This window comes from Acinetobacter sp. ANC 4218 (assembly GCF_002135245.1).
GTDB lineage: Bacteria > Pseudomonadota > Gammaproteobacteria > Pseudomonadales > Moraxellaceae > Acinetobacter.
In genome coordinates this window covers 36,094-58,869 of the sequence record NZ_NEGD01000014.1, presented here as the reverse complement: position 1 = coordinate 58,869, position 22,776 = coordinate 36,094, and the positions used below count along the sequence as shown (strand labels likewise).

Genomic DNA, 22,776 nt, shown 5'->3' with positions numbered 1-22,776 from the left:
TATTCATCCATCACCCGTGTGCTGCTTGTGCAGCACAATGGCCGGGTTAAGACATACAAGAACATCAATCTTTTCGGTATTGAAGATTGTATTCAGGATTTTGTGAATAGTTGGGGGTATCGATGATCTTCCGCATCAAAAACAAACATGTAGCTGGCTTTAAATTGTGGCTGGAAAAATTGGGCTACGTAAAGAAGGACCTTGCTGATGGTGGTGCAACTTTTAAAGGCAAAGGCACAAAACTGGATTATGTGCTGGTTGCAAAAGACTTAACTGGTAATCGAAATTGCCAGGTACTTTATGAAGAATATCAGGTTCACCTGGTTAGTCCGTTAGATGTGAATTTAGAAAAGGTGGCGTGATGGGAGCTCTTAAGTACACTATTACGGTTGAGGCTGATATAGAGCCTCAGCTTTATCTTGGCCAAAACATCTTTGGTGGGAAAATTGTTCAACTTAAGATGGAAGAATTGCCGGCTTTGGTTCCGGTATCTTGGCTAGTTGAAAAATATGGTTTAACCAAAACAACTATCATTAAAAAGCTTGAGGGCTACAATCAAGGTACTGATGGTAAGCATCTCTACGAAACCAAGACAGCTATGATGATTTTATCAAAGCCTCAGAAAAATAAACGCGGAGCAAAACGGGTCAATTAGACCCGTTCAGCATTTCACTTATTTCGCTTGCTGTAGGATTATAATAAGTATTAATCAAAATCCCTGCAGTCTTATGGCCAGTAATTTTCATTAGAATCTCAATTGGTACCTTTCTTAATTTAACCAGTCTTGTAATTCCTTCATGCCGGGTATCATGGAAATGCAATTCTTTGATATTTGCTTTCTTTACCCTCTTGCTGAACGTATTTTGAAAAGTGCTACTGCTTATCTCAAGCAAATTATCAGATCCGTTATCAGGTATGAGTTTTAATAGTTCTTTTGCACTATCCATTAATGGCACATCACGCGAATGACCATTCTTGGTATCAGGCAAGTGAATATAGTCTTTATGGATATTCGACCTTTTAATGGAAAGTATCTCCCCTTGTCGCATTGTTGTCTCAATCGCAAAAAGGAAAGCCCAGGCTATAAAATGCTGTATTTCTGTTGGTACTTGTCCTCGCTCATAATTATGGGCTTTTAGTACCAGATTAATTTCAGCATCACTTATACGTCGATTTCTTGATTTTGGCTGAGATGGTTTGCTCACCATAGAAAACGGATTACTTTCAATTAGAAAAAGTTCTTTCTGTGCATAAGTAAAAATTGCTGAGAATAAAGATATGTCACGAAGTACGGTACCAATACTGACACTTTTTAATCTTGAGTTGCGCCAGTCCGTCAATATCTGAGGTGTAATATCGTGAACAGACATTTGCGAAATAACCGGATAGCTGTCAATAAACTGCTTGATTGAAATTCTAATAGTTCTGCTGGATTTCTTATGCCTGCCTATCTCTTCATAGTATTTATGCAGTAGTGCAGAAAATGGGTAGTGTTGCTTAACTTCGCTCTGATTCTTATTTTGCTCAGTCTTTAATTCTAGAAGTTTAAGCATAGCCCATTGCTCACACTCCTTTTCAGTGTCTCGTGTAGCACTGATGCGTTTACCATTAAACATTAACTCAATACGGTATGATTCCCCACGCTTTCTTGCTTTTGGTAGTTTCATTTCTGGCGTAATCTTGGCGTAAATAATATTTCATATTAACTTATTTTTTGTCAAAAACGTCCAATATGTTCAATTAAAAGAACTTTTAAGGGTAATAATCTCAGGATTTAAAACCAAATATTTTATCTTAATTTATTGTTTTATAAGTATTTATTAATTATTTTTTAGAAAACCACTTATAATTCATTAGTTTTGGATAGCACTTAACCATGGGGCTTTGGGGCTTTTTAATGTCTAAAATTTATTACTTGTATATGATGGACAAAAATAATGGCGTTCTATAATTTTTATTTAATTCAAAATCCGGACATTAAAGGTAAATCTAATTTTTTTAATTAAAACATACCCGGTTTCGTCCACTATTTTTGGCTTCATATAAATGCTTATCTGCTATTTCCAAGGCACTCATAAACTGGGATTCTGTCTCTATTTTAGCCGCTCCAAAACTTGCAGTAATTTTAATATCATGAATAAAAATTTGATCTTCAACCTTTTTACGTAAACGCTCAACCAAAACCCATGAAGCCTCCTCATTTGGACTTTGCAGTAAGATAATAAATTCTTCCCCACCAAACCGCCCGACAATATCACCTTCCCGAATATTAAATCTGCATATATCGGCAAATGCGTATAAGATTTTATCTCCCACAACATGTCCCCATGTATCATTTATATTCTTAAAATTATCAATATCACACATCACAAGATAAACTTCACCATACTGTTTTTTCTCAAACAGGTCTTTGGTTTTTTCCAGGAAGCCATTCCGGTTATACAATTTGGTTAAAGGATCTCTCAACCGCTCTTCATTAAGGCTAGTAAACATTTCTTTTACAGCTACGGCCGAGAGAATAATGGCAAACCACAGACTGATAAAAACATTTATAGAAATCAGCATCATCCACCAAGTTGTGGTCGCCACGGTCATATGTTGCAGTTCTTGAAGATACACAATGACTATTAAAGCTCTAATAAATGCATAGATAACGACGAAAAAATAACTCAAACACAAAAGTTTTTCTAAAGCATAGGTTTTTTTAAATAAAGCATATACTTTTGGTAGGGCTAAAGCTTCCAGGCATAAAATCACCACACTAACTATGACCACTCGTGACCATAAATTCTCATCGATATAGGTGAAATATAGAAGTAAAGTTATACCCGCAATAATAAGACCAGAAGAGATCCATATATTTAATTTTGCATTAGCTTTTAAGAACATTCCATGTACGACTGCCCAAACCCCACCTATATACAGAATTGCAAACCAAGGCGCTGTTAGCCGTAGTTGTGTATTTGTCATCAATGTCTGTGTAGCGAATGCTACAGATAACAGAATACAACCAACTCCCATCCACATTAAATACTTAGGTGCTTTAAACCTTAAATATGCAACAATAAAGGCCGTACCAATCAGAATTAAGCAAATTGGGTAAATCAACAAGAAATAGTGAGTAGCTGGTAGATTCACGGACTTGAATAACCACTAGAACTGTGTAGTTTTTATTCTAAATTGTTTAGCTAAACTTATTCAATAAATATTTATTTTTAATAAGAAAATATTAATTGATTATTTTTAAAAACTCAGTCATTTTTTAAATGCGCTTTTCATATTCCATCTCAACAAAATATTCGCACTTTTATTTGATATTTAAAGTTATTGTTCTATTAGAGTGCTTGGAAATATTACTTTTCAGCAAAGATCAGACGTTTGTATAAATTCATTGAGGCTTTTAAAAAGTCCAGAATACCAACTCTCTATACTTGTCATTACTCCAAAAAAATAAGGGCTGATAAATCAGCCCTTATTTTCAACTACTTATTCAATCAAGACAATTGAGCAGCAGCAATTTTTTTGGTATCGATGTCTTTAGCAGCATCTGTATACTCGCCCATCTTGTCGAAGTTCAAATATTGATAGATGTCAGCAGACATACTGTCAATTTGAGCTGCATATTGTTGATATTCTTCTGGAGTTGGTAATTTACCAAGTACAGCAGCAACAGATGCAAGTTCAGCAGAAGCTAAGTAAACATTAGCGCCTTGACCTAAACGGTTCGGGAAGTTACGAGTAGAGGTCGATACACAAGTAGTGTTCGGAGCTACACGTGCCTGGTTACCCATACATAATGAACAGCCTGGCATTTCAGTACGAGCGCCAGCTTTACCATAAATGTTATAGAAACCTTCTTCCATCAATTGGTGCTCGTCCATACGAGTTGGCGGAGCCAACCATAAACGAGTAGACAATACGCCACCAGGTACTTTATCAAGTAATTTACCAGCAGCACGGAAGTGACCGATATTCGTCATACATGAGCCAACGAATACTTCATCAATCTTAACGCCTTGAACGTCAGAAAGAAGTTTAGCGTCATCTGGATCGTTCGGGCAGCAAAGAACAGGTTCAGTGATTGTAGCTAGGTCGATTTCATACACTTTAGTGTATTCAGCGTCAGCATCAGCTTTAAGAAGTGATGGATTCGCCAACCATTTTTCCATGTTCTCAACACGACGAGCCATAGTACGCGCATCGCCATAACCTTGAGAAATCATCCATTTCAACATCGTGATGTTAGAACGGAGGTATTCAGCAACTTTCTCTTCAGAAAGCGTAATTGAACAACCAGCAGCAGAACGTTCAGCAGAAGCATCAGAAAGTTCGAATGCTTGTTCTACTGTTAATTCAGTTTCCATTTCAGTCAGGTCGATTTCTAAGATACGACCAGAGAAAATGTTTTTCTTACCTTTTTTCTCAACAGTAAGATCGCCTTCTTGGATCGCACGGTAAGGAATCGCATGTACAAGGTCACGTAGAGTGATACCAGGCTGCATTTTACCTTTGAATTTCACAAGAACAGATTCAGGCATGTCTAGTGGCATAACACCAGTCGCTGCAGCGAACGCTACAAGGCCAGAACCCGCTGGGAATGAAATACCGATTGGGAAACGAGTATGTGAGTCACCACCAGTACCAACGGTATCTGGAAGAAGCATACGGTTTAACCAAGAGTGGATAATACCGTCACCTGGACGTAAAGACACACCGCCACGGTTCATGATGAAATCAGGAAGCGTGTGTTGCATTTGAACGTCAACTGGTTTTGGATACGCAGCTGTGTGACAGAAAGATTGCATTACTAGGTCAGCAGAGAAGCCCAAGCAAGCCAAGTCTTTCAATTCGTCACGAGTCATCGGACCAGTTGTATCTTGAGAACCAACAGTTGTCATCTTAGGTTCACAGTAAGTACCTGGACGAACACCTTGACCTTCTGGAAGACCACAAGCGCGACCTACCATTTTTTGAGCTTGAGTGAAACCTTTACCAGTATTCTCAGGTTGAACTGGAGTACGGAATAAAGTTGAAGGTGCAAGACCTAAAGCTTCACGCGCTTTACCAGTCAAACCACGACCAATGATCAGGTTGATACGGCCACCAGCACGTACTTCATCTAACAATACTGGAGTTTTAAGTTCAGACTCGGCAATTTGAGCGCCATCTTTGAATGCAGTTACTTTAGCAGCAGCATGGTCGATTTTAAGTGTGATCTCGTCGCCCATGTTCATGTTGGTAACGTCAATCTCGACTGGTAACGCACCAGCATCTTCCATTGTGTTGAAGAAGATCGGAGCAATTTTACCACCTAAGCAGTAACCACCGTCTTTTTTGTTCGGGATGTGAGCAATTTCGTCACCAAAGAACCAAAGAACAGAGTTAGTTGCAGATTTACGAGAAGAACCTGTACCAACTACGTCGCCTACGTAAGCAACTTGGTTGCCTTTCGCAACAAGTTCTTTAATTTGGCTTAATGGACCAACTTCACCCGGTTTTTCAGGATTGATGCCATCACGTTCGTTTTTCAACATCGCATTTGCATGTAATGGGATGTCAGGACGGCTCCAAGCATCTTGAGCTGGAGACAAGTCATCAGTGTTAGTTTCACCAGTAACTTTGAATACAGTTAATTTGATTTCTTCTGGAACGTCTTTACGGCTAGTGAACCATTCAGCATCAGCCCAAGACTGCATAACAGCTTGTGCATTTGCATTGCCCGCTTTCGCTTTGTCAGCTACGTCATGGAATGCATCAAATACAAGAAGAGTTTTTTTCAATGCATCAGCAGCTAAACCTGATAATTCTGCATTGTCTAAAAGTTCAACTAAAGGTGCAACGTTATAACCACCAAGCATAGTACCCAGTAAGTAAACCGCACGTTCTTTAGAAACTAATGGTGAAGTCGCTTCACCTTTTGCCACAGCAGCCAAGAAAGCAGCTTTAACATAAGCAGCTTGGTCAACACCTGCTGGAACACGGTTTTCAAGCAAGTCAACTAAAAATGCTTCTTCTCCAGCTGGTGGATTTTTTAATAGTTCAACCAAGTCAGCTGTTTGAGCATCGTCAAGTGGCTTCGGTGGGACTCCGAGTGCGGCACGTTCTGCAACGTGTTGGCGGTAAGCTTCTAGCACAGTGTTATTCCTCTTTTTTAAAAAATTATTTACGAATTCCAGCTTATGCAAAGCTTCGCAAATAATATGGACTGCTAAATTTTACTAAAATTCCAGTTAAAAGTTAATGCAACTACAGTGTTTCTTTGTGATGCCCATTATTTTATAGCTAAATAATGGGCATATCGATTACACAATAAGCAAATCCTTCACTTTTAAAGCTTTTTAATGATGAAAAAAGTTACTTTTAATGGAACATTCAACACAAAAAAGACAACTCCATGTTGCCTGTTTTGCTTATATAAAAATATTCAACCTTAGTGGACAGTGGTGGCTGTTAAATATTGAGCTAATTCTGTACGATTCCCGGTAAATTTAACTGCACATTCATCTTCAAACAGGCCTTGATGTTGATTACTGGCGAATGAAATATCAACTAAATAACGAGGATAATGCTGATCTGCCAATTTTCTGCGCAGAAACACTTTATCTCCTACACTCAGGACATAATTTGCACCACCAATAATTGCTACACCGTGCTCATCTTCCAAGAGCAAATCTTCATGATGTAAGTAGCTAATCACATCCATATTTCTACTCCAGTCATTATAATTCTTGATTTCATTATTCAATAACAAGATAAGCTTTTCTATATTTTTACTTAAGCAAATGTGACAATTTATTTTTTAATTTGCTTAGGCTATTTTATGCATCGATATAAAAAACCGTTCATTAGAACGGTTTGTAATTTGGCATTTTGTCATGCGGCGTGGCGATACATTTTTCAGTAATTTTCTGCTTAAACTGATTACGGCTTGCTTCCGGATCTTTATTAATTTCCTCAATCTGAAATGCATAGACCTGTTCAATAATATCCAGAATAAAGGTTTTGGTGATTTCATCTTCAATCTTGTTGGCGTGTTCTATAGCGGCCTCTTTGGTAATGGTATTTTGACGATCATACATAATATTGTTTGCCGCATTACCCATACTCGTACAATAGCCTTTCCACTGCTCTTCAGGTGTTAGCGGCTTCTTTTCAGCACAGCCCACCAAGGCAACCAATGCCATCAAAGTGAATAACTTTTTCATCAATGTTCTCCTATTGCCCCCTATCATAATCAAAGTTCATGAAAATACGAAATCATCAAAACAAGATATCCCCAAAAATCATGAGCAAACTAAAATCAAGTACATAAAAATAAGCTCTATTTTAAGTTCATGGCTTTAAAAAAGACTTTGTATTGAATTTTTTATTTTTAACTGATCTTTAAGTTATTAATTTAATTAAACATAATTATCAAGTTACAAATTTAAGCTATAAAATATGCAGCAATAGTTAGCTATTCATTTGCATAATTTCAAACATAACTGTATGCTTAAAGCCAACTAGAAAAATAGTTTGCTCTGGTAAATCTTCTTGTATTTCGCAGTTTTAGTCATAATCCTTCGTTTTTCAGATTTAAAGTTCCATTCTTATTTTCAAGTTAAATTATCTGGCTTTTCAATAAGCTAAAAACATTTTTAAGGATTTTATTATGTCTAATACTGTAAAAGGTACTGTTAAGTGGTTTAACGAAACTAAAGGTTTTGGTTTTATTCAACAAGAAAATGGCCCTGACGTTTTCGCTCATTTCAGCGAAATCACTGGTAATGGCTTCAAAACTTTGGCTGAAGGCCAACAAGTTGAATTCAGCATCGCTCAAGGTCAAAAAGGCCCGAATGCTGTAAACATCGTAGCACTATAATTTAAAAATCACGCTTGCCGACTGCAAGCATGATTTAAAAAAGCGAGAGTTAAACTCTCGCTTTTTTTTTGAGCTTTATAAACCGTTTATGCTCTACTCTACATTATGGTGTTTTATTTTATTGCATCATTCACCTATCCGCGTTCAATAGCCACCAATTTTTTAGCTGTAGATCACTTTTCGTTAGACTTAGTAAACTGGCCCATTAACGAGGTATTGAGCAGTAAATGACTTTTCAATCATGACAATAACCATCGTGTAAATTACCTGCTAAAACATAGCCTTGACAACTCCCCCATTTGATCAAATGGCTCATGACTGGGCTGGATTAATCTAATTTTTATCGAAGCGCTACAACGGATAAAAACAGGACGCAATGCTGTATATTGCTCATGATATTAATGAAACCAGAATAAAAATGATGTGGAAATATGTTTGCATTCATGTCCCAATCATGAACAATAATGAGCCCATGATTGAATTGGACTTTTCTTTACTCTTCAACTTCAATCGGATCGCCATCTTCAGGTCGTATATGACGAGTTCCATCATCTGCAGGGTCAACACTTGAGCCATCTTTAGTAATGGCGTTGTACATTTCATCCTCTTTCTTATCGTCGATAAATTCTTCATCTTCGAAATCTTGAGGCTCATTATCATCGTCAAAATCTAAAGGCTTTTCTTCATCTATCATGACAATCCATCACTTGTTTGATCAACAAAATATCATGCTCAAACATTCGACAGTGTTATTCAATAGTGAACTATCCTTATTTGTGTAACTGATGATGAGATATTTTGTTGTAGCTAAAACCACAAATGCAACACTTGTATTTAAGTCCGAAATGATGCAACAAGCTGTATATGGTCTACACTGCTAAAAACAATGCAGACCAATGTTGATAAAATTTTAAATATAACAAATAGTTGAGAATTTATATTCTCAAGCCATTAGAAGCGCCAGTTATAGAACACGTCTATCGCACGTTCTAGCGATTGGCTCGCTTCCAGATATAAACGTTTATTCATTTGATAACGCAAGGTCAATTTATTCACTGGTGTAAACACCCCTACACCATAACGGATGAACAGATCCGGTGTAATATAACCTGTCACACTGACCTGAGTATCATCTCCCGTTCCCTGTGCATCCAGCGCCAGACCACTCAGACCAAAAGTACGTCCAATCTGGTTGGTGAGAGCGCGTGTACCGCCTAAGCCCATACTGATTCCGGCAGCCGCAATGGTATTATTGACATCGGACTTAAAGCCCGCTTCCTGACTAATACCACTAGCCCCCTCATTAATACGGCCAGTAATGATGGCATTTAAGGCTTCCTGTTCAGACAATCCGGCATCGTTATAGACCTGAATATTCGGACTGGTTGCTGTGCCTGTTACACGCACCCCAACCAGACTACCTTGTACAGTCTTATTAGCATCGATATCCAGGGTCGGGTTATATAAAGGACCGTTAAAACGTGAAATCGCACGATTCAAATCCAGACTTTGTCCATAGGCTTCAATTTTTACCCGTTGACTGACCCCAATTGCACCATTAGCACGCATGGCGGTTTCAAGTCCACGTTGTGAAAGATACAAACGTCCGGCCAGTGGAATACGACTATCAAAGCCCTGGAAAATTACCTGATTACCTAAATTAACCATCACATCGGCACGGATATCCCAAGGACGGGCTGCCCTTAATATTGCAAGCTGGTCTTGTCCTTCACGCACGATTCGAACATCTGAAGACACATTGATTACCGGTGCGGAAGCTTCAGGCATCGAAATCAACGCACGTGGCACATCCACCTTACCGTTTAAGCTTAATTTCTTCTTAAATGGCAGCACATCTAAAGACAAATCCGGCGTAACTACGGCGGTAATTAACGGCGCCTGACGTATAAGCAGGTTTTCACCTTTTAAATGCAACTGAATGCGGGGATCATCTTTCCAATTTACACTACCAGTCAATGCACCTGCACCTTGACCACTATTAAATGCACCGTTAATGGTAGCGTGATCCTGGCGAATGGAAGAATAGACCTGAATATTGGTTAAATTCACCGGCAAGGAAATCATGCTGATCGCACCATCTTTCAGGCGCATTTCACCATTCAGCAAAGGCTGCGTTAAAGTACCGCTAATTTTTCCAGCAAAAGACAAGTTGCCCGCCAGGGAACGAACATCCCGCATAAACGGTTTAAAGACTTTCAGTTGTACCTGATCGAAGGCGATCTCACCGCGCATCGGCATCCTGTCTTTATAAGGGTCTATAATGACATTGGCATAACCGGTACCAATTTCAGGGGTTTTAACATCTAAACGAACCTGTAAACCCGCAGCAATACTTTTTGCCACCACAGCAATTTCATTATATTTAAGTGTAGATCCTATATCTTGTGGATCTTCAGCTGCCAGCCCAATCACGCCATTACGGCTAACCAGTCTGGCATCAATTTTTGGCTTGCTGCCTTGTGCCCAGGCTGCTTTGGTATAGCCATTGACCTTACCGGTAATTTCCAGACCTTCTGGCATAAAGGCAGCAAAGTCATTTAAATCGACATTTCGGGTAATGAAAGAAACATTGCCTCTGGTTTTGCTGACCCGTATCGGTTGATCAAAACACAACTGGCTTTGCTGACTCGACCAGCAATGTGCTCCGACAAATAATTCGCTTTTGGCAGAACTGTAAATCACCGAGGCATTTTGACGTTGTACCAAACGTGCGCGCAAGGAGTCAAAATCACCTTTCTGGATTTGTCCCAACCAGTCATTCTGTGCATTAAAACCACCAGCCAGTTGCACATAAAATTTAGACAGTCTGTTTTGCGCCTGTACTTTCAAAATGTGGGCTTTACGCGTTCCGGCCAGTGAAATTTCACCCTGCTGAATCTCACGTGTACCACTACGCAAGTTTTCCATTTTTGCTGTCATCAAGGTCGGAGTCGATTCAGAAGTCGGCAACTCACCCTGTACACGTAATTTTTTAACACTGAATAACTGGTTAAAACCGAAATCGTCTACCGCCAGATTGGCCGTCGCTTGCAGGCGTGGTTGTGATTGCACATTCAAATAGCCATAGGCACGACCACGCAGACCACTATAAATTTCATACAAGGCCGGTGCATTGATTTTCAGCCTGAGGTTCTGTGCATTGCCTGTGGCCTGAAGCTGGTTTTTGGCATAAGAAAGATAGAGGTTATTTGCTTCAAACTGTTGTGGCAGGAAGCCTTTTTGATTTGAATTAATCACCATCGCTAGATTTCCTGTTCCGCGAACAGGTTTATTGTTGATGATACCGGCTATATTCAGTTTCTGGATATTAATACGTTTTAAGCTGTCTGACCAAACCCCTTCAGTTTTCACGTTACCGGACAATTCACCGCGCACAGATGAGACAAAATAATGCGGTTTAAAACGTACTAAAGAGGCATTGATATTCCAGCCCAAACCATTTTTAAGATAGACCAGACCACTAGCATAAATTTTCCCAGCAATACCTGAATGTTTCAGTTCATCGACTTTAACTAGTTCAGGTGTACCGGAGATCTTGAACTTGAGCATGCCTTCGCTGGCTGGAATCTGACTAGCATTGAGTGCGCCATCATAATTGACGGCAAAACTTTTAAATGCACCACCCGCTTTTTGGGTATTAAATAAAAGGGCGATGGTGCTACGACCGGTTAAGCGTACAGTTTCGTTGTTATTTTGCTGTGCTAGACGACCGGTTAAATTAATCGCATCCAGATGGATAATTTGCTGATTCGGTTTGGCAAAACCATTGGCTTTTACCTGACCATTAAGCAAATTCACCGGTGCAGCTGCTGCAACAGTTTGCGGATTAAAATCTTTGGCATTGAGAATGGCATTCCATTTCAATTGACGTTTTTGGGTCGGCAAATCTACTTTAGCACTACCGCTTAAACTACCTTTACCCGCTACATAATTAAAACTCGGGATATTCAAGTCATTATTTTTGAAATTGAGCTGGGCAGTATACAAGCCTTCAGGCAACCTGCCCTTATCATTTTTGGTCACTGCAGTGGCGACATGAATATCCTGCTTGCCTTCAACCAGCGCCAATTTTACGTCACCCGATTTACTGCTTAACCAGCCCACATAAGGTACGGCGCGATCAATATTTTGCCAGGCCACATTCAGCAGCATCGAATTTGGTTTTTTGCCTTTCTGCTCGGCCTGATCGAGCTTTAAGTTCCATGTTTCATAACGGTCAAAATCTACCAATGCGGTTAAATGCAGACCATTTTGCAAATGGCCTTTAGAGGCAATTTTGGCATCCAGAGTTGGAGGTAGAAAGTCCTGAATGATTTGCGGAATCAGTTTGTCTTTGGGATTGATTTTATCGACACGGCCATTCATATCCCAAGTGACATGATCTTTCCAGCTCACCACGCCTGCAACATTCACCGCACCACTCATCAACTGACCATTTAAATTGCTAATGTCGAGCTGATGCACCAAGTCGGTATGCATACTGCCGTTATATTGACCTTGCGGAATATTTTTACCGCTTAAATCTGTAATGGCATCGATATTTAAACGCTGAATATCACCATTAAATTTAGCCACACCATTTTTGGTATATAATTCTTGTTCCTTCAGCAATGGCCAATGATATTTTTTAAAATTTAACTCGCCAAACATCGGCACATGTTTGCGTACCGGATGCAGTACCACCCAACCGGTTAACAGGTCTGGGGTATTGGTCGCAACGCCTGCCTGAATCGTGTCTAAAGAACCGGTTGCCACAACCTTGATATCATGAATATTCAGGCTTTTGTTTAATGAGGGTAGATTCAGGTCACCCACGGCATGCAAAGGATATTTCCCTTCAAACTTCATATTTCCCGTAGCATTTTTCACCGAAAGATAGCCCATATCCATTCGGGAATCTTCGAACTTCAGTTCAGTACCTGACCAGAGCGCGTCATTCAGGTGAATATCGTGAAACTTTACACTCGCCGAAGCAGTCTTAATCAGCAGATGATCGACATCTGCCGTATCTAAACGCAAAACAAAGGGCAAACGGATTTCATTAAATTTAAATGGCTTATCACTCGGTGGATGTTTGCTAATAATTTGCAGATTACGTACATCAGCACGATTTAGATGAATTTCTTTTTTAAGAATGGCACGCCAGCCCAGAGTGACATCTGCTCGGTCAATCTTCACGTCTACAGGTTTGAGCGTGACCAAAATATTTTTTAGGATAATACCGCTGAGCAGATTGCCGCCCTCATATTCATAATGAATAATTTGCTGACGCTCTAAAACACGGTCCAGTAAAAACTTGCTGCCTTTATCGGTACTAAACATCACGGCGAAAGAAGCAATCAGCAACACAAACACGATCAGCAGTGTGAATAGCACACTCCTTAAAATACGACGCTTTTTCGGTCTAGGTGTTTCCGTTTCCGGTTGCTGTTCTACTTCAGCCATAATACTCTCTAAAAACTAAGATTTATAAAAACCAGTATTTATAATTGTGAACCAATAAAGAAATGCAGACGTATTGGATGATTGTCATCAGAAATACCTGAAGCAACATCTATACGAATAGGGCCAATTGGCGATGCCCAACGCAGCCCCAAGCCCACACTGTATGCAGTAGGTGTATTAAAATCTTTATCATAGGCATTACCGACATCGCTAAAAATGGCTGCACGCCAACCTTCTTTAAATTGATAGTTATATTCAAGTGATCCTACAGCCAGAGCCTGACCACCGATTTTAAATCCATTTTCTTCCGGCGATAGACTTTTATAGTCAAAACCACGTACTGTCTGGTCACCACCAGTAAAGTAACGCAGGTTATAAGGCACCTTGCTAAAATCTTGGGTCAAGATATAACCTAAATCGCCACGCCCGACAAACTGGTGACTATCATTTTCACCCAATGAATAAATAAAACGCCAGCCTGCATTGAGAATGGCCATATCAGCATCAGACAATAATGACTCACTGCCAAGTTCGACCTTATAGGTCTGCTTAAAGCCTTTACCCGGATTGACCCGTTTATCGCTGGTCGCAAGTGATGCCTCATAACCCAACAATAAAGATTGCTGCTGGTCATTGGCATTGGCAATAAATGCATCAGGAATTTCATTGGTATTAATGGTTCCCTGTTGGGTAATCTGGTCCAAACGATAACGGAGACCAAAAGTATGTTGCCAGCTACCACGCGGTCTTTTAATAATTCTGTCAGCACCAGCCACAGCAGATTCAATCATCAGGCTATTCCCCTGTGCCACGTCATCACGTTCTTCACGTTCATAACCGCCAACGATACTGATGTAGTCATTGATAGGATCGTGATAGGGAATATTATAACGTCCGTCGATAGACTGGCGAATTTGCGACACTTCCATGTTGGCATCAAAAGAATGTCCACGGCGGTTGACGATGGCACGGCGGTACTGAGCACGTAATCGTGCTCCTGTATCGGAACCATAACCCGCCCCCAGTTCTGCACTATTTAAACGATCAGCATTTAAAGTCACGATCACTGGAACTTTCTTTTCTTCACGTGCCTGAACTTTTAAACGCTCTTCTTCAGATTGTTTGGTTTCCTGCTGTGCACGCATCTGACGGAGATTTTCATCCCCTTCAGTTTCCTCTTGACCCGCAAACTGGGTTTCATCGGCTACAGATTGGGTGACTTCTTTAGCGGAAGCGACCCGTTTTTTATCCTGAACGCTAGCCTCACTTTCAGATATTTTTTGCTGATCGACCAAAGCCTGAATATCGGGCGGCAGTTCCAGCGCTTTCTCAACTGGATCTGGATGTATTGCATCCACCAGAGTGTAATTAAAATAACGCGAGTTGGTGAGGTTATTGGCTAAACCATTGACACGCCAGAAAGTATAATCGGCACCATCCTCCCAGGAAACCATACTTTGCAGAACATCCATGTCAATTGGAAATGGCTGTGACGGATCACTCATGCGGAATTCGACTGGGCCTAACTTGTAGCGTTCGCCCGTTTCATAGCGCAGGTTCACATCGGCCGTATTTTGTGGCTGGGCTACTTTTACATCATGCAGGCGCCAATAGCTGTCAAAGTAACCGTTGTTGGTTGCGGCATCGCTAATACGGTTTTTGGTTTCCTCATATAGACCATGGTTGAAAATATCCCCTACATCCTGATCGGGCAAAAGCCGGATCACCTGGAACTGGGGCTGATTTTCTCCTGCACCGCTAAATTCAATATTCTGTGCTTTAATCTGTACCGGTGCATTTGTCGTTACTCTGACCCGAACACGACTTTCACTGAGTTTCTCGAATTTAAATTCGGCATTATAAAAGCCAACTGCTTGTGCAGCCTGATTTGACAATGTCCTCAGCTGCGGCAATGCTGAAGGGAAATCACTAAAAGATTCCCGGGTAAAACTGGAAAGTTTAGCTCTGAGATTTTCTTTCAGATTTTCCATAGCCTGCGCATAAGCTTTGGCTGAAACATCGCTACTATTTGGTGTAGGGACAATAATCACATCAGCACTGATACGATCCAGCTTGGCAGTATTCAATTGACGCGGCGGGCGTATTTTATATAACCAGCGTTTAAAGAAATTCGGTTCTTCAATTTCATCAGTGGGGGCCAGTTCAGGTAAAGTTTTACCGGCTGCATTGGCTTCAACCACAATCTGGCTGTCTGCCTCAATATTCGACATCAGCTGATCGATATTTACCGGTGCCTGATTAATTTCAACCAACTCTTGTTGTGTGGCATCAGAAACCGCTACCTCTGTGCCCTGACCGGCGCGGTATTGCTGGGCTTCTCGTTTAGCATCTTCAGCAACCCGCAAAATTTCATTTGCCATTTCTGCATTGACAGGGGTTATCGGCAGTTCTTCCAGATCTTCAAATTCAATCGGCTTGAATTCTTCCAAAGGCTGGGTTGCCTGTTCTTGCTGCTCCAGCATTTGCAGGCTATCAGGTTCAGTCGGGGTTTGCTGAATGTTCTCTGGTTTTTCCAGTTCTGCACCACTGCCCACACCCTGCTGAATAGCTTCATTTTTGAGTTGTTGCTGAAATTCTGCTTCAGTGATGATGCTATTTGGCTGAGTCACTTGTGCAAAACCGTGTTGAGCCAGTAACATGAGTAAAATACTGAGTCCGAATCGTTTATGCTCATTGTTCCACTGTAAAATGGAATTGACGCTTAAAGTAAGCGTCGTCTTTTTAAAATTCAGTTTCGAAAGCATAAAAAACTCTAAACTCATATAATATTTGTAATGGAAATGCCCAATGAAAGCTCGCTAACAAACTCAAATCTATTGGAATTTTCACTAAAGTATAGGTTAAAAACATCATACATGATTTTTATAGTGTTTTACCAAATGCTCACATTTCTTAATAAAACTTAATGAAGTCCACAAACCATGGAAAAAAATGAACATCTGTTAGGCACACGCCGGTTTTTACCGATGTTTGTCACTCAATTTTTTGGTGCCCTGAATGACAACGTGTATAAACAAGCCTTGTTACTGGTCATTACCTATGGTTGGATTAACCAGCAAACTGCCAGCGTAAGCACACTGAATAACCTTGCAGCCTTGTTGTTTATTTTACCCTATTTCATTTTCTCTGCCACAGCCGGACAGATTGCCGACAAATACGAACGTTCACAACTTGTACGGGGCATCAAGATTCTCGAAATCGTGATTATGCTGATTGGCTCGGCGGGTTTTTTACTCGGTCATTTGTGGCTTTTATTGGTGGCTTTATTTTTAATGGGTACTCACTCGACTTTCTTCGGGCCAATCAAATATGCCATTTTGCCAGAAATTTTAAAGCCCAATGAATTGATGTCCGGAAATGCCTTATTTCAGTCAGGAACTTCAATTGCCATTTTAGTCGGGATGATTTTAGGCGGTGCGGTCATTTCTGCCTCGGACGGCAATTTATTGTGGATCAGCTTAACGATTGTGACGATTGCCTTGCTGGGATATTTTTCCAGTCGTTTCGTATTAAAGCAAAAAGTGACTCCAACAGACGTACACATTGACTGGAACTTTTTTAGAACCAGCTTTCAAACCCTGGGTTATGCCAAAAGTTTACCAAAGGTGTTCCTGATTTTACTCGGCAATTCCTGGTACTGGTTTTATGGCGCGACCTATCTCACCCAAATTCCGCAGCTGACTCAACAAAACCTGCATGCTTCTGAAAACGTAGTCAGCCTGCTATTAACTTTCTTCTCTGTCGGGATTGGCATCGGTTCGTTATTGTGCCGCAGAATTGGTGGTACAGAAGTCAATTTGAAAATGGTTCCCATTGGAGCGATTGGCTTAACCATGTTTGCTTTTTATCTGGCAGCGAGTTTGGCTTTTGTGCCAGAACGTAGTGGTGAATTACTCAGCTTGAAAGATGTTTTTACCCAAGGCTGGAGTTATTACCATGTCATGCTTGCTGTGACATTACTTGGGATTAGTGGTGGTTTTTATATCGTACCGCTTTATGCCATGATGCAGGCTTTTTCGCCGCCATCACATCGCGCACGTGTAGTTGCTGCAAACAACATTCTCAATGCCGTATTCATGGTATCCTCTGCAATATTCTCCATTATCATCTTAAGTGTACTTAAGATTGATATTAAAATACTTTTTAGTATCACAGCGATTCTAAGCGCCATTTTCACTACATGGCTCTTGTTTAAGCTCAAGCCCATGCTTGCAGCACAGCAACAAGATGCTTTAGAGGATTAATTTTATGCGCCAATATACCGGTATTGACAAATTTATTCATTCATTTGACCAGGCACTACGCAGCCTGGTTCCGGGCACAACCTCTGCACACCGTGAAAACCCGGGAAATGAAGTTGAAACCAAACTCGGTGTCAGTGAAGCGCGCCATGTGGCCGGTTTAATGCGGGTCAATCATAGCGGTGAAGTGTGTGCTCAGGCGCTTTATCATGGTCAGGCATTAACAGCTAAACTCCCGAATGTACGCCGTGAAATGGAACAGGCTGCAATTGAAGAACAGGATCATTTGGCCTGGTGTGAAGACCGGTTAAAAGAACTGGATAGCCACACCAGTTTGCTGAATCCGGTGTGGTATGGCCTGTCTTTTGGCATGGGTGCGATTGCCGGTATTGCCGGGGATAAATATAGCCTTGGTTTTGTGGCAGAAACCGAACGTCAGGTGAGCTTGCATTTACAGCATCACATCAGCCAGTTGCCTGAACAGGATGAACGTTCACGTAAAATATTAGTGCAAATGAATGAAGATGAATTGCATCATCGAGATACCGCACTGAAGGCTGGTGGTGTAGATTTGCCAGTACCGGTCCGTATTACCATGACCGCTATTTCCAAACTGATGACCAAGACCAGTTATTATATTTAATCTACATTTGCATGATTGAGCCTACTTGAAATGTGGGCTTTTTTATGTCTATTCATCACGATTTTTTCTAACGAACGACTATAGAATACATAATCTGAAACAATAAGATACAGACTACCACCGCAAGAACAGTATCAATATCATGATGATAAAGCAGGCAAGCAGACTCAGCAATACATATTTTCCCAAAGGATAAGCTTTGATTCCGATAAAAATGGGCAGAAAGATTCTGAACTCCCCCAAGAGAATTGCATCAATAAAATGTTCAGCACGGGATGATTGTCGATGACACTGCTGATCTGAACAATTTTTTGTGCCAGATCATTGTTTATTGCAAAGACCAGTCTAATTTTTTTTAAGCTTTTATGTTTCATCAGTACAATAAAGTGATTGCTTGGCAGATATCATTTTATCAATATGATGTTTTTTAGGCTTTTATAGGCAGGGTATTATTTATATATGTCTTACTCCTTTACAATAGGCTGTTTTTAAAAGACTTTTCTATCCAAAAAATAAATCTAAAAATATTAGAAATAAACCTCCTTCCTTGTGAGTTTTAGCTTACAACACGTGTCTAAAATTTTAATGGGATGAATAGGTTTTTATAGCACCCGGTAAAGCTTCTATTTTTGTAAAATTTATACAATACGATGACCAAAACATATAAAAAGATTCATTCGTATACTTTATAAAAATAAATATTAGCTGCATAAAGAACAAAAAACCAACAACAAAAATAATTTAAGGAGCAAGGTATGTCTACCCAGTTCAATTTTGTCTCTGTCCAGAAAAAATCAAACATCCATTTTGATGGCTGTTCTATCAGTCATGTGATTGAGTTAACAGATGGAAGAAAAAAAACCTTAGGTGTGATTCTGCCCACAGAGCGTCCTCTGGTATTTGAAACTGTGGTCGCTGAACGCATAGAAATTGTTTCAGGCAAGTGTTTGGTTCAAATTGGCAACAATACAGAGAGCCAAACCTATCATGCTGGTGAATCTTTTTATGTGCCTAAAAAAACCCAATTTAAAATTATCACGGATGATATTGTCGATTACGTTTGCCATCTGGAAGACCGTTAGGTTTGGTAACAACCCTTATTACACATTAATTAGTCGACAATAAAAAAGCCCGGCATCCTGTCGGGCTTTTTCATATGGGTTCGCTCGGTATAACTCCTGTCGTACCTGACTGTCCTTGTGCTTGTTTGTTATTATTCTTTTGCAGAACTTCCTGTTCTTGTTGAACTCATCATATGAAATTTCCAATATTTCAAATATTTCAAATATTTCAAATATTTCAAATATTTCAAATATTTCAAATAGAAGCTATAACATTAAATTCATGTGAGCAAATGCTTACAAAACGAAGTAAAAATCACCCGATACTTATTAACAAAAATTCCAGATCATCTTTCTCCAGGAACAATTTGGAACGGTAAATAAAGAAAATTCTATGCTCAATCAACTTATAATCACATATATTTCTCGTCCCAAACCATCCTTGAAATATTTAAAAAACCAATAAAAAAACAGATTTCGAGAAAAATTATTATTTGATGATGCCATTAAAACTTCATTTTATTCTGCTATCTTTTGAGCAGAACAATGCATGACAATTACCCTATTTTATTAATTAAATTTTCAGCCGCTATGGTTGGGGTCAGGAGTATCGAATGAACAGGATCCATAAAATTTCCATCTTTGCAGCAAGTTCAGCTGTTGCTGTCCTGGCTTATGCGGTAAGCACACCATCGAATAAAGCCGCTACAACAATAGCAGTAAAACAAGATCAAGTACTGACCAACCAACAAGTTTCCACACCCAACACAACGACAGCAAACTCTTCACCGACCGTATTAGCACCCACATTGACCAGCTCGACAACAGCTTCACCCATCAAGAACCAGTATATTGTAGTTCTCCAAACGGGTTCAGATCTCCCTGCACAAGCTGCTGCAACAATAGCAAAACAACATGGGGGGCAAGTTTTATTTACGTATAACCGGGCGATTCGTGGTTTTGCCGTACGTATTCCAGAACAGGCTACGTCAGCTTTCCTTACGGCTATGCAGAAAAATCCGCAAGTCAGTTATGTAGAAGAAGATACTCTGATGCAGACTAATACAATCACGCAAAGCAATCCTGTATGGGGTCTGGATCGTATTGACCAGCACAATTTGCCACTAAGCAAATCATTTAGCTATAACAAAACCGGTTCTGCGGTGAATGCCTATATTGTCGATACCGGTATTTTAGCCTCACATCAGGAATTTAACAGTCGTGTACAAACCGGTTATTCTGCAATTGCCGATAACAATGGCACCAATGACTGTAACGGCCATGGTACACATGTGGCTGGCACTGTAGGTGGCAGTACGTATGGAATCGCAAAAAATGTGGGCTTGGTACCTGTACGGGTACTCGATTGTGCAGGCTCAGGTGCTATGAGTGGTGTGATTGCCGGACTGGACTGGATTATTCAAAATGGTCGAAAACCCGCAGTGGTGAATATGTCTCTCGGTGGCAGTGCCTATAGTACCCTCGATACTGCTATAGATAACCTGTTTAATAACGGCTATGTACCAGTGGTTGCTGCAGGCAATTCAAATACCGATGCATGTACCAGCTCTCCTGCTCGCGCGGGCAAAGCCATTACCGTTGCTGCCACAGATTCAACCGATACCCGTGCCAGCTACTCGAACTATGGCAGTTGTGTCGATCTTTTCGCTCCAGGCAGTCAGATTACCTCTGCTTGGATTGGTAGCAATAGCTCGGCAGCAACTGCCAGCGGAACCTCAATGGCTTCGCCACATGTTGCAGGCGTAGTCGCGACAATGCTGGAAAATAACAGTACTGCAACACCGCAAAGTATTACTGATCAACTGCTCAACCAAAGCACTGTAAATCTGATTCAAAATCCGATGAGTAGCCCAAACCGATTGCTCTATAACTTGGTAGACACACAGACCATCACTCCAGTACCAAGTATTATTGCGCATATCAGCAAACTCAACGCAACAACCCTACATGGCGTGCCAATGTGACCATTTCTGTGGTCGACAGCAATAACCTTGCCGTGCCGAATGCAACAGTAACCGGCGGTTTCTCTGTAGGTGGCAGCAATCTTAACTGTACGACAAACAACTTGGGGCAATGCCAAATCAATAGCGGCACCATCAAAAGTGCAACGCAGACTACCTTTAACATCAACAATATTAGTGGTAGCAACCTGACCTATGCAGCCAGCAGTAATTCGGTCAGCTCGATTACTATTTACCGCTAAACAGTCTTTAGAATAAGAAAACGCAACTTTATAGGTTGCGTTTCTTATAGAATGATTGGCACTTCCCCATAAATTGCCGATTACCGCACAATGGCATCCAGAGTGTAATACTGTAGGTGGTTTTTTTTGGGAGCGAATTTTCTATTACATTAAACTTAATCAACTTTATACAACATGATTTCTTTTAGTTTTAAATTACAAACTTATCGTCAATACAAAAACCAACGCTTCACCAATTGGGCTTTTTGAGGATTGATCATATTCTGCCTCTCTTATTCGATTATTCTTATAATTCCAATAACTCAAACCACAAGCACTCATCTTTCACTCAATGTTTGTTCGATGATTAATCAAATTAGGTCATCAGGTTAATCTTATTTAGCTTAGGCTATTTAATAAAAAAGACTATACTTAATTCATCGAATACAATAAAAGTTATTTCATCCAATTTACCACTGGAAATTGATGTTTTTCGTGCTGAAAGTCGTTACTTTGCCAGATATCCAGCATTGGAATTTTGACATCTAAAGCCAAAGGTAATTTTTTCGGATTAAACTGCATGTGCTGTAAATCCTGTCCCCAGGCAATTAAATCCATATCCAATGAAATTTGATGTGAAGGACGTATCCGACCAGAATCCGCTTCCATTCTTTTTAATAATGCAATGATATCATCCAGCGACATTACAGCTTTTAACAAACACGCCGCATTCCAGTAATCCTCCCCCACCGCATCACGACATGGAATCACATAAATTTGAGAGAATTGAACCTCTCCCAAACCAGAGATTTGTTTCATAGCGTTTTGAAAATGCTGTTGGGGATGACAATTACTCGCCAGAGCTAAGGCGAATATCGTTTCGGTGGCGTTCAAGACGAATTCCTACAGAATTTGCTTGCGCGATAATGGCAGGCTTACGGATGGTAATCATAATCGATTCTACTGTGGGAAAGGTAGTAAAAAGCGCATTTAGCACAAGTTTTGCTGCATGTTCAATCAATTCCGGCTTGGCATCCTGAATGACTTTGGCAGAAATCTCGCAAATTTCAGCGTAATTTAGCGTATGTTCCAGCTGATCCGAATTGGAAGCCTGTTCCAGACTGGTCTGGATGGTCATATCCAGCATTAAAGGCTGCATGATTTGACGTTCCCAATTGAAACATCCCACCACTGTTTCAACCTTTAAACCTTCAATAATAATTGCGTCCATGTTTGCCCCTAACAGACTTAGATTCTTTAATCCCTCCCAACCTCCCTTT

At 40.3% G+C, this 22,776-nt stretch carries 17 protein-coding genes and 1 pseudogene; 8 read left to right on the top strand and 10 right to left on the bottom strand.

The features are described 5' to 3' along the window. The first annotated feature begins 122 nt into the window (after positions 1-122). On the top strand, positions 123-362 hold the full coding sequence (locus B9T38_RS13565) for a hypothetical protein (RefSeq protein WP_086197304.1): 240 nt from the start codon (positions 123-125) through the stop codon (positions 360-362). Continuing rightward, entirely contained in the window at positions 362-655 is a 294-nt protein-coding gene (locus B9T38_RS13560; RefSeq protein WP_086197303.1) for a hypothetical protein, read from the top strand. The genes B9T38_RS13565 and B9T38_RS13560 overlap by 1 nt, the downstream gene beginning before the upstream one ends. Here B9T38_RS13560 and B9T38_RS13555 read toward each other — a convergent pair. The 5 genes from B9T38_RS13555 to B9T38_RS13535 all read right to left on the bottom strand — a co-directional run bounded on the left by B9T38_RS13555 (position 648) and on the right by B9T38_RS13535 (position 7,205). Then, a complete protein-coding gene (locus B9T38_RS13555; RefSeq protein ID WP_086197302.1) occupies positions 648-1,667 on the bottom strand; it encodes a tyrosine-type recombinase/integrase in 1,020 nt (339 codons plus the stop codon). The two genes, B9T38_RS13560 and B9T38_RS13555, sit on opposite strands and share 8 nt — an antisense overlap. A gap of 331 nt (positions 1,668-1,998) precedes the next feature. After that, positions 1,999-3,138 carry a GGDEF domain-containing protein gene (locus tag B9T38_RS13550; RefSeq protein ID WP_086197301.1) on the bottom strand — a complete coding sequence of 380 codons (1,140 nt, stop codon included), beginning with the start codon at positions 3,136-3,138 and terminating at the stop codon, positions 1,999-2,001. 356 nt (positions 3,139-3,494) lie between these two features. Then, the gene (locus tag B9T38_RS13545; protein WP_086197300.1) at positions 3,495-6,134 is read right to left on the bottom strand and encodes a bifunctional aconitate hydratase 2/2-methylisocitrate dehydratase; all 2,640 of its coding nucleotides are present in this window, start codon (positions 6,132-6,134) and stop codon (positions 3,495-3,497) included. Between the two features lie 296 nt (positions 6,135-6,430). Then, positions 6,431-6,703: a hypothetical protein gene (locus B9T38_RS13540; protein WP_086197299.1), complete on the bottom strand. Its 273-nt coding sequence runs from the start codon at positions 6,701-6,703 to the stop codon at positions 6,431-6,433. Between the two features lie 142 nt (positions 6,704-6,845). Beyond that, positions 6,846-7,205 carry a hypothetical protein gene (locus B9T38_RS13535; protein WP_086197298.1) on the bottom strand — a complete coding sequence of 120 codons (360 nt, stop codon included), beginning with the start codon at positions 7,203-7,205 and terminating at the stop codon, positions 6,846-6,848. 446 nt (positions 7,206-7,651) lie between these two features. On the opposite strand from B9T38_RS13535, the gene B9T38_RS13530 reads away from it, so the two are divergent. After that, entirely contained in the window at positions 7,652-7,861 is a 210-nt protein-coding gene (locus tag B9T38_RS13530; RefSeq protein WP_086175076.1) for a cold-shock protein, read from the top strand. A 493-nt stretch (positions 7,862-8,354) separates the two neighbouring features. On the opposite strand, the gene B9T38_RS13525 is transcribed toward B9T38_RS13530, so the two are convergent. From B9T38_RS13525 to B9T38_RS13515, 3 genes are all read right to left on the bottom strand, one after another. Next, the gene (locus B9T38_RS13525) at positions 8,355-8,555 is read right to left on the bottom strand and encodes a hypothetical protein (protein WP_086197297.1); all 201 of its coding nucleotides are present in this window, start codon (positions 8,553-8,555) and stop codon (positions 8,355-8,357) included. Positions 8,556-8,812: 257 nt separating this feature from the next. Continuing rightward, a complete protein-coding gene (locus B9T38_RS13520) occupies positions 8,813-13,327 on the bottom strand; it encodes a translocation/assembly module TamB domain-containing protein (protein ID WP_086197296.1) in 4,515 nt (1,504 codons plus the stop codon). Positions 13,328-13,365: 38 nt separating this feature from the next. Next, complete coding sequence (locus B9T38_RS13515; RefSeq protein ID WP_086197295.1) at positions 13,366-16,092, bottom strand: autotransporter assembly complex protein TamA; 2,727 nt, start codon at positions 16,090-16,092, stop codon at positions 13,366-13,368. 177 nt (positions 16,093-16,269) lie between these two features. On the opposite strand from B9T38_RS13515, the gene B9T38_RS13510 reads away from it, so the two are divergent. From B9T38_RS13510 to B9T38_RS16800, 5 genes and pseudogenes are all read left to right on the top strand, one after another. Next, complete coding sequence (locus tag B9T38_RS13510) at positions 16,270-17,592, top strand: MFS transporter (RefSeq protein ID WP_086197294.1); 1,323 nt, start codon at positions 16,270-16,272, stop codon at positions 17,590-17,592. A 4-nt stretch (positions 17,593-17,596) separates the two neighbouring features. Beyond that, positions 17,597-18,232 (top strand): 2-polyprenyl-3-methyl-6-methoxy-1,4-benzoquinone monooxygenase, encoded by a 636-nt coding sequence (gene coq7 / locus B9T38_RS13505; RefSeq protein WP_086197293.1) that lies wholly within the window; start codon positions 17,597-17,599, stop codon positions 18,230-18,232. A 755-nt stretch (positions 18,233-18,987) separates the two neighbouring features. After that, entirely contained in the window at positions 18,988-19,314 is a 327-nt protein-coding gene (locus B9T38_RS13495; RefSeq protein ID WP_086197291.1) for a pyrimidine/purine nucleoside phosphorylase, read from the top strand. A gap of 593 nt (positions 19,315-19,907) precedes the next feature. After that, a pseudogene (locus tag B9T38_RS13490) lies at positions 19,908-21,182 on the top strand (S8 family peptidase); the annotation flags it as partial. Between the two features lie 92 nt (positions 21,183-21,274). Beyond that, positions 21,275-21,517, top strand: a complete 243-nt coding sequence (locus B9T38_RS16800) for a hypothetical protein (RefSeq protein ID WP_171263245.1) — start codon at positions 21,275-21,277, stop codon at positions 21,515-21,517. Positions 21,518-21,952: 435 nt separating this feature from the next. Here B9T38_RS16800 and B9T38_RS13485 read toward each other — a convergent pair whose 3' ends face one another. After that, positions 21,953-22,390: a 2-amino-4-hydroxy-6-hydroxymethyldihydropteridine diphosphokinase gene (locus B9T38_RS13485; RefSeq protein WP_086197290.1), complete on the bottom strand. Its 438-nt coding sequence runs from the start codon at positions 22,388-22,390 to the stop codon at positions 21,953-21,955. After that, complete coding sequence (gene folB, locus B9T38_RS13480) at positions 22,347-22,727, bottom strand: dihydroneopterin aldolase (protein WP_086197289.1); 381 nt, start codon at positions 22,725-22,727, stop codon at positions 22,347-22,349. The genes B9T38_RS13485 and folB overlap by 44 nt, the downstream gene beginning before the upstream one ends. Positions 22,728-22,776 lie beyond the last annotated feature (49 nt).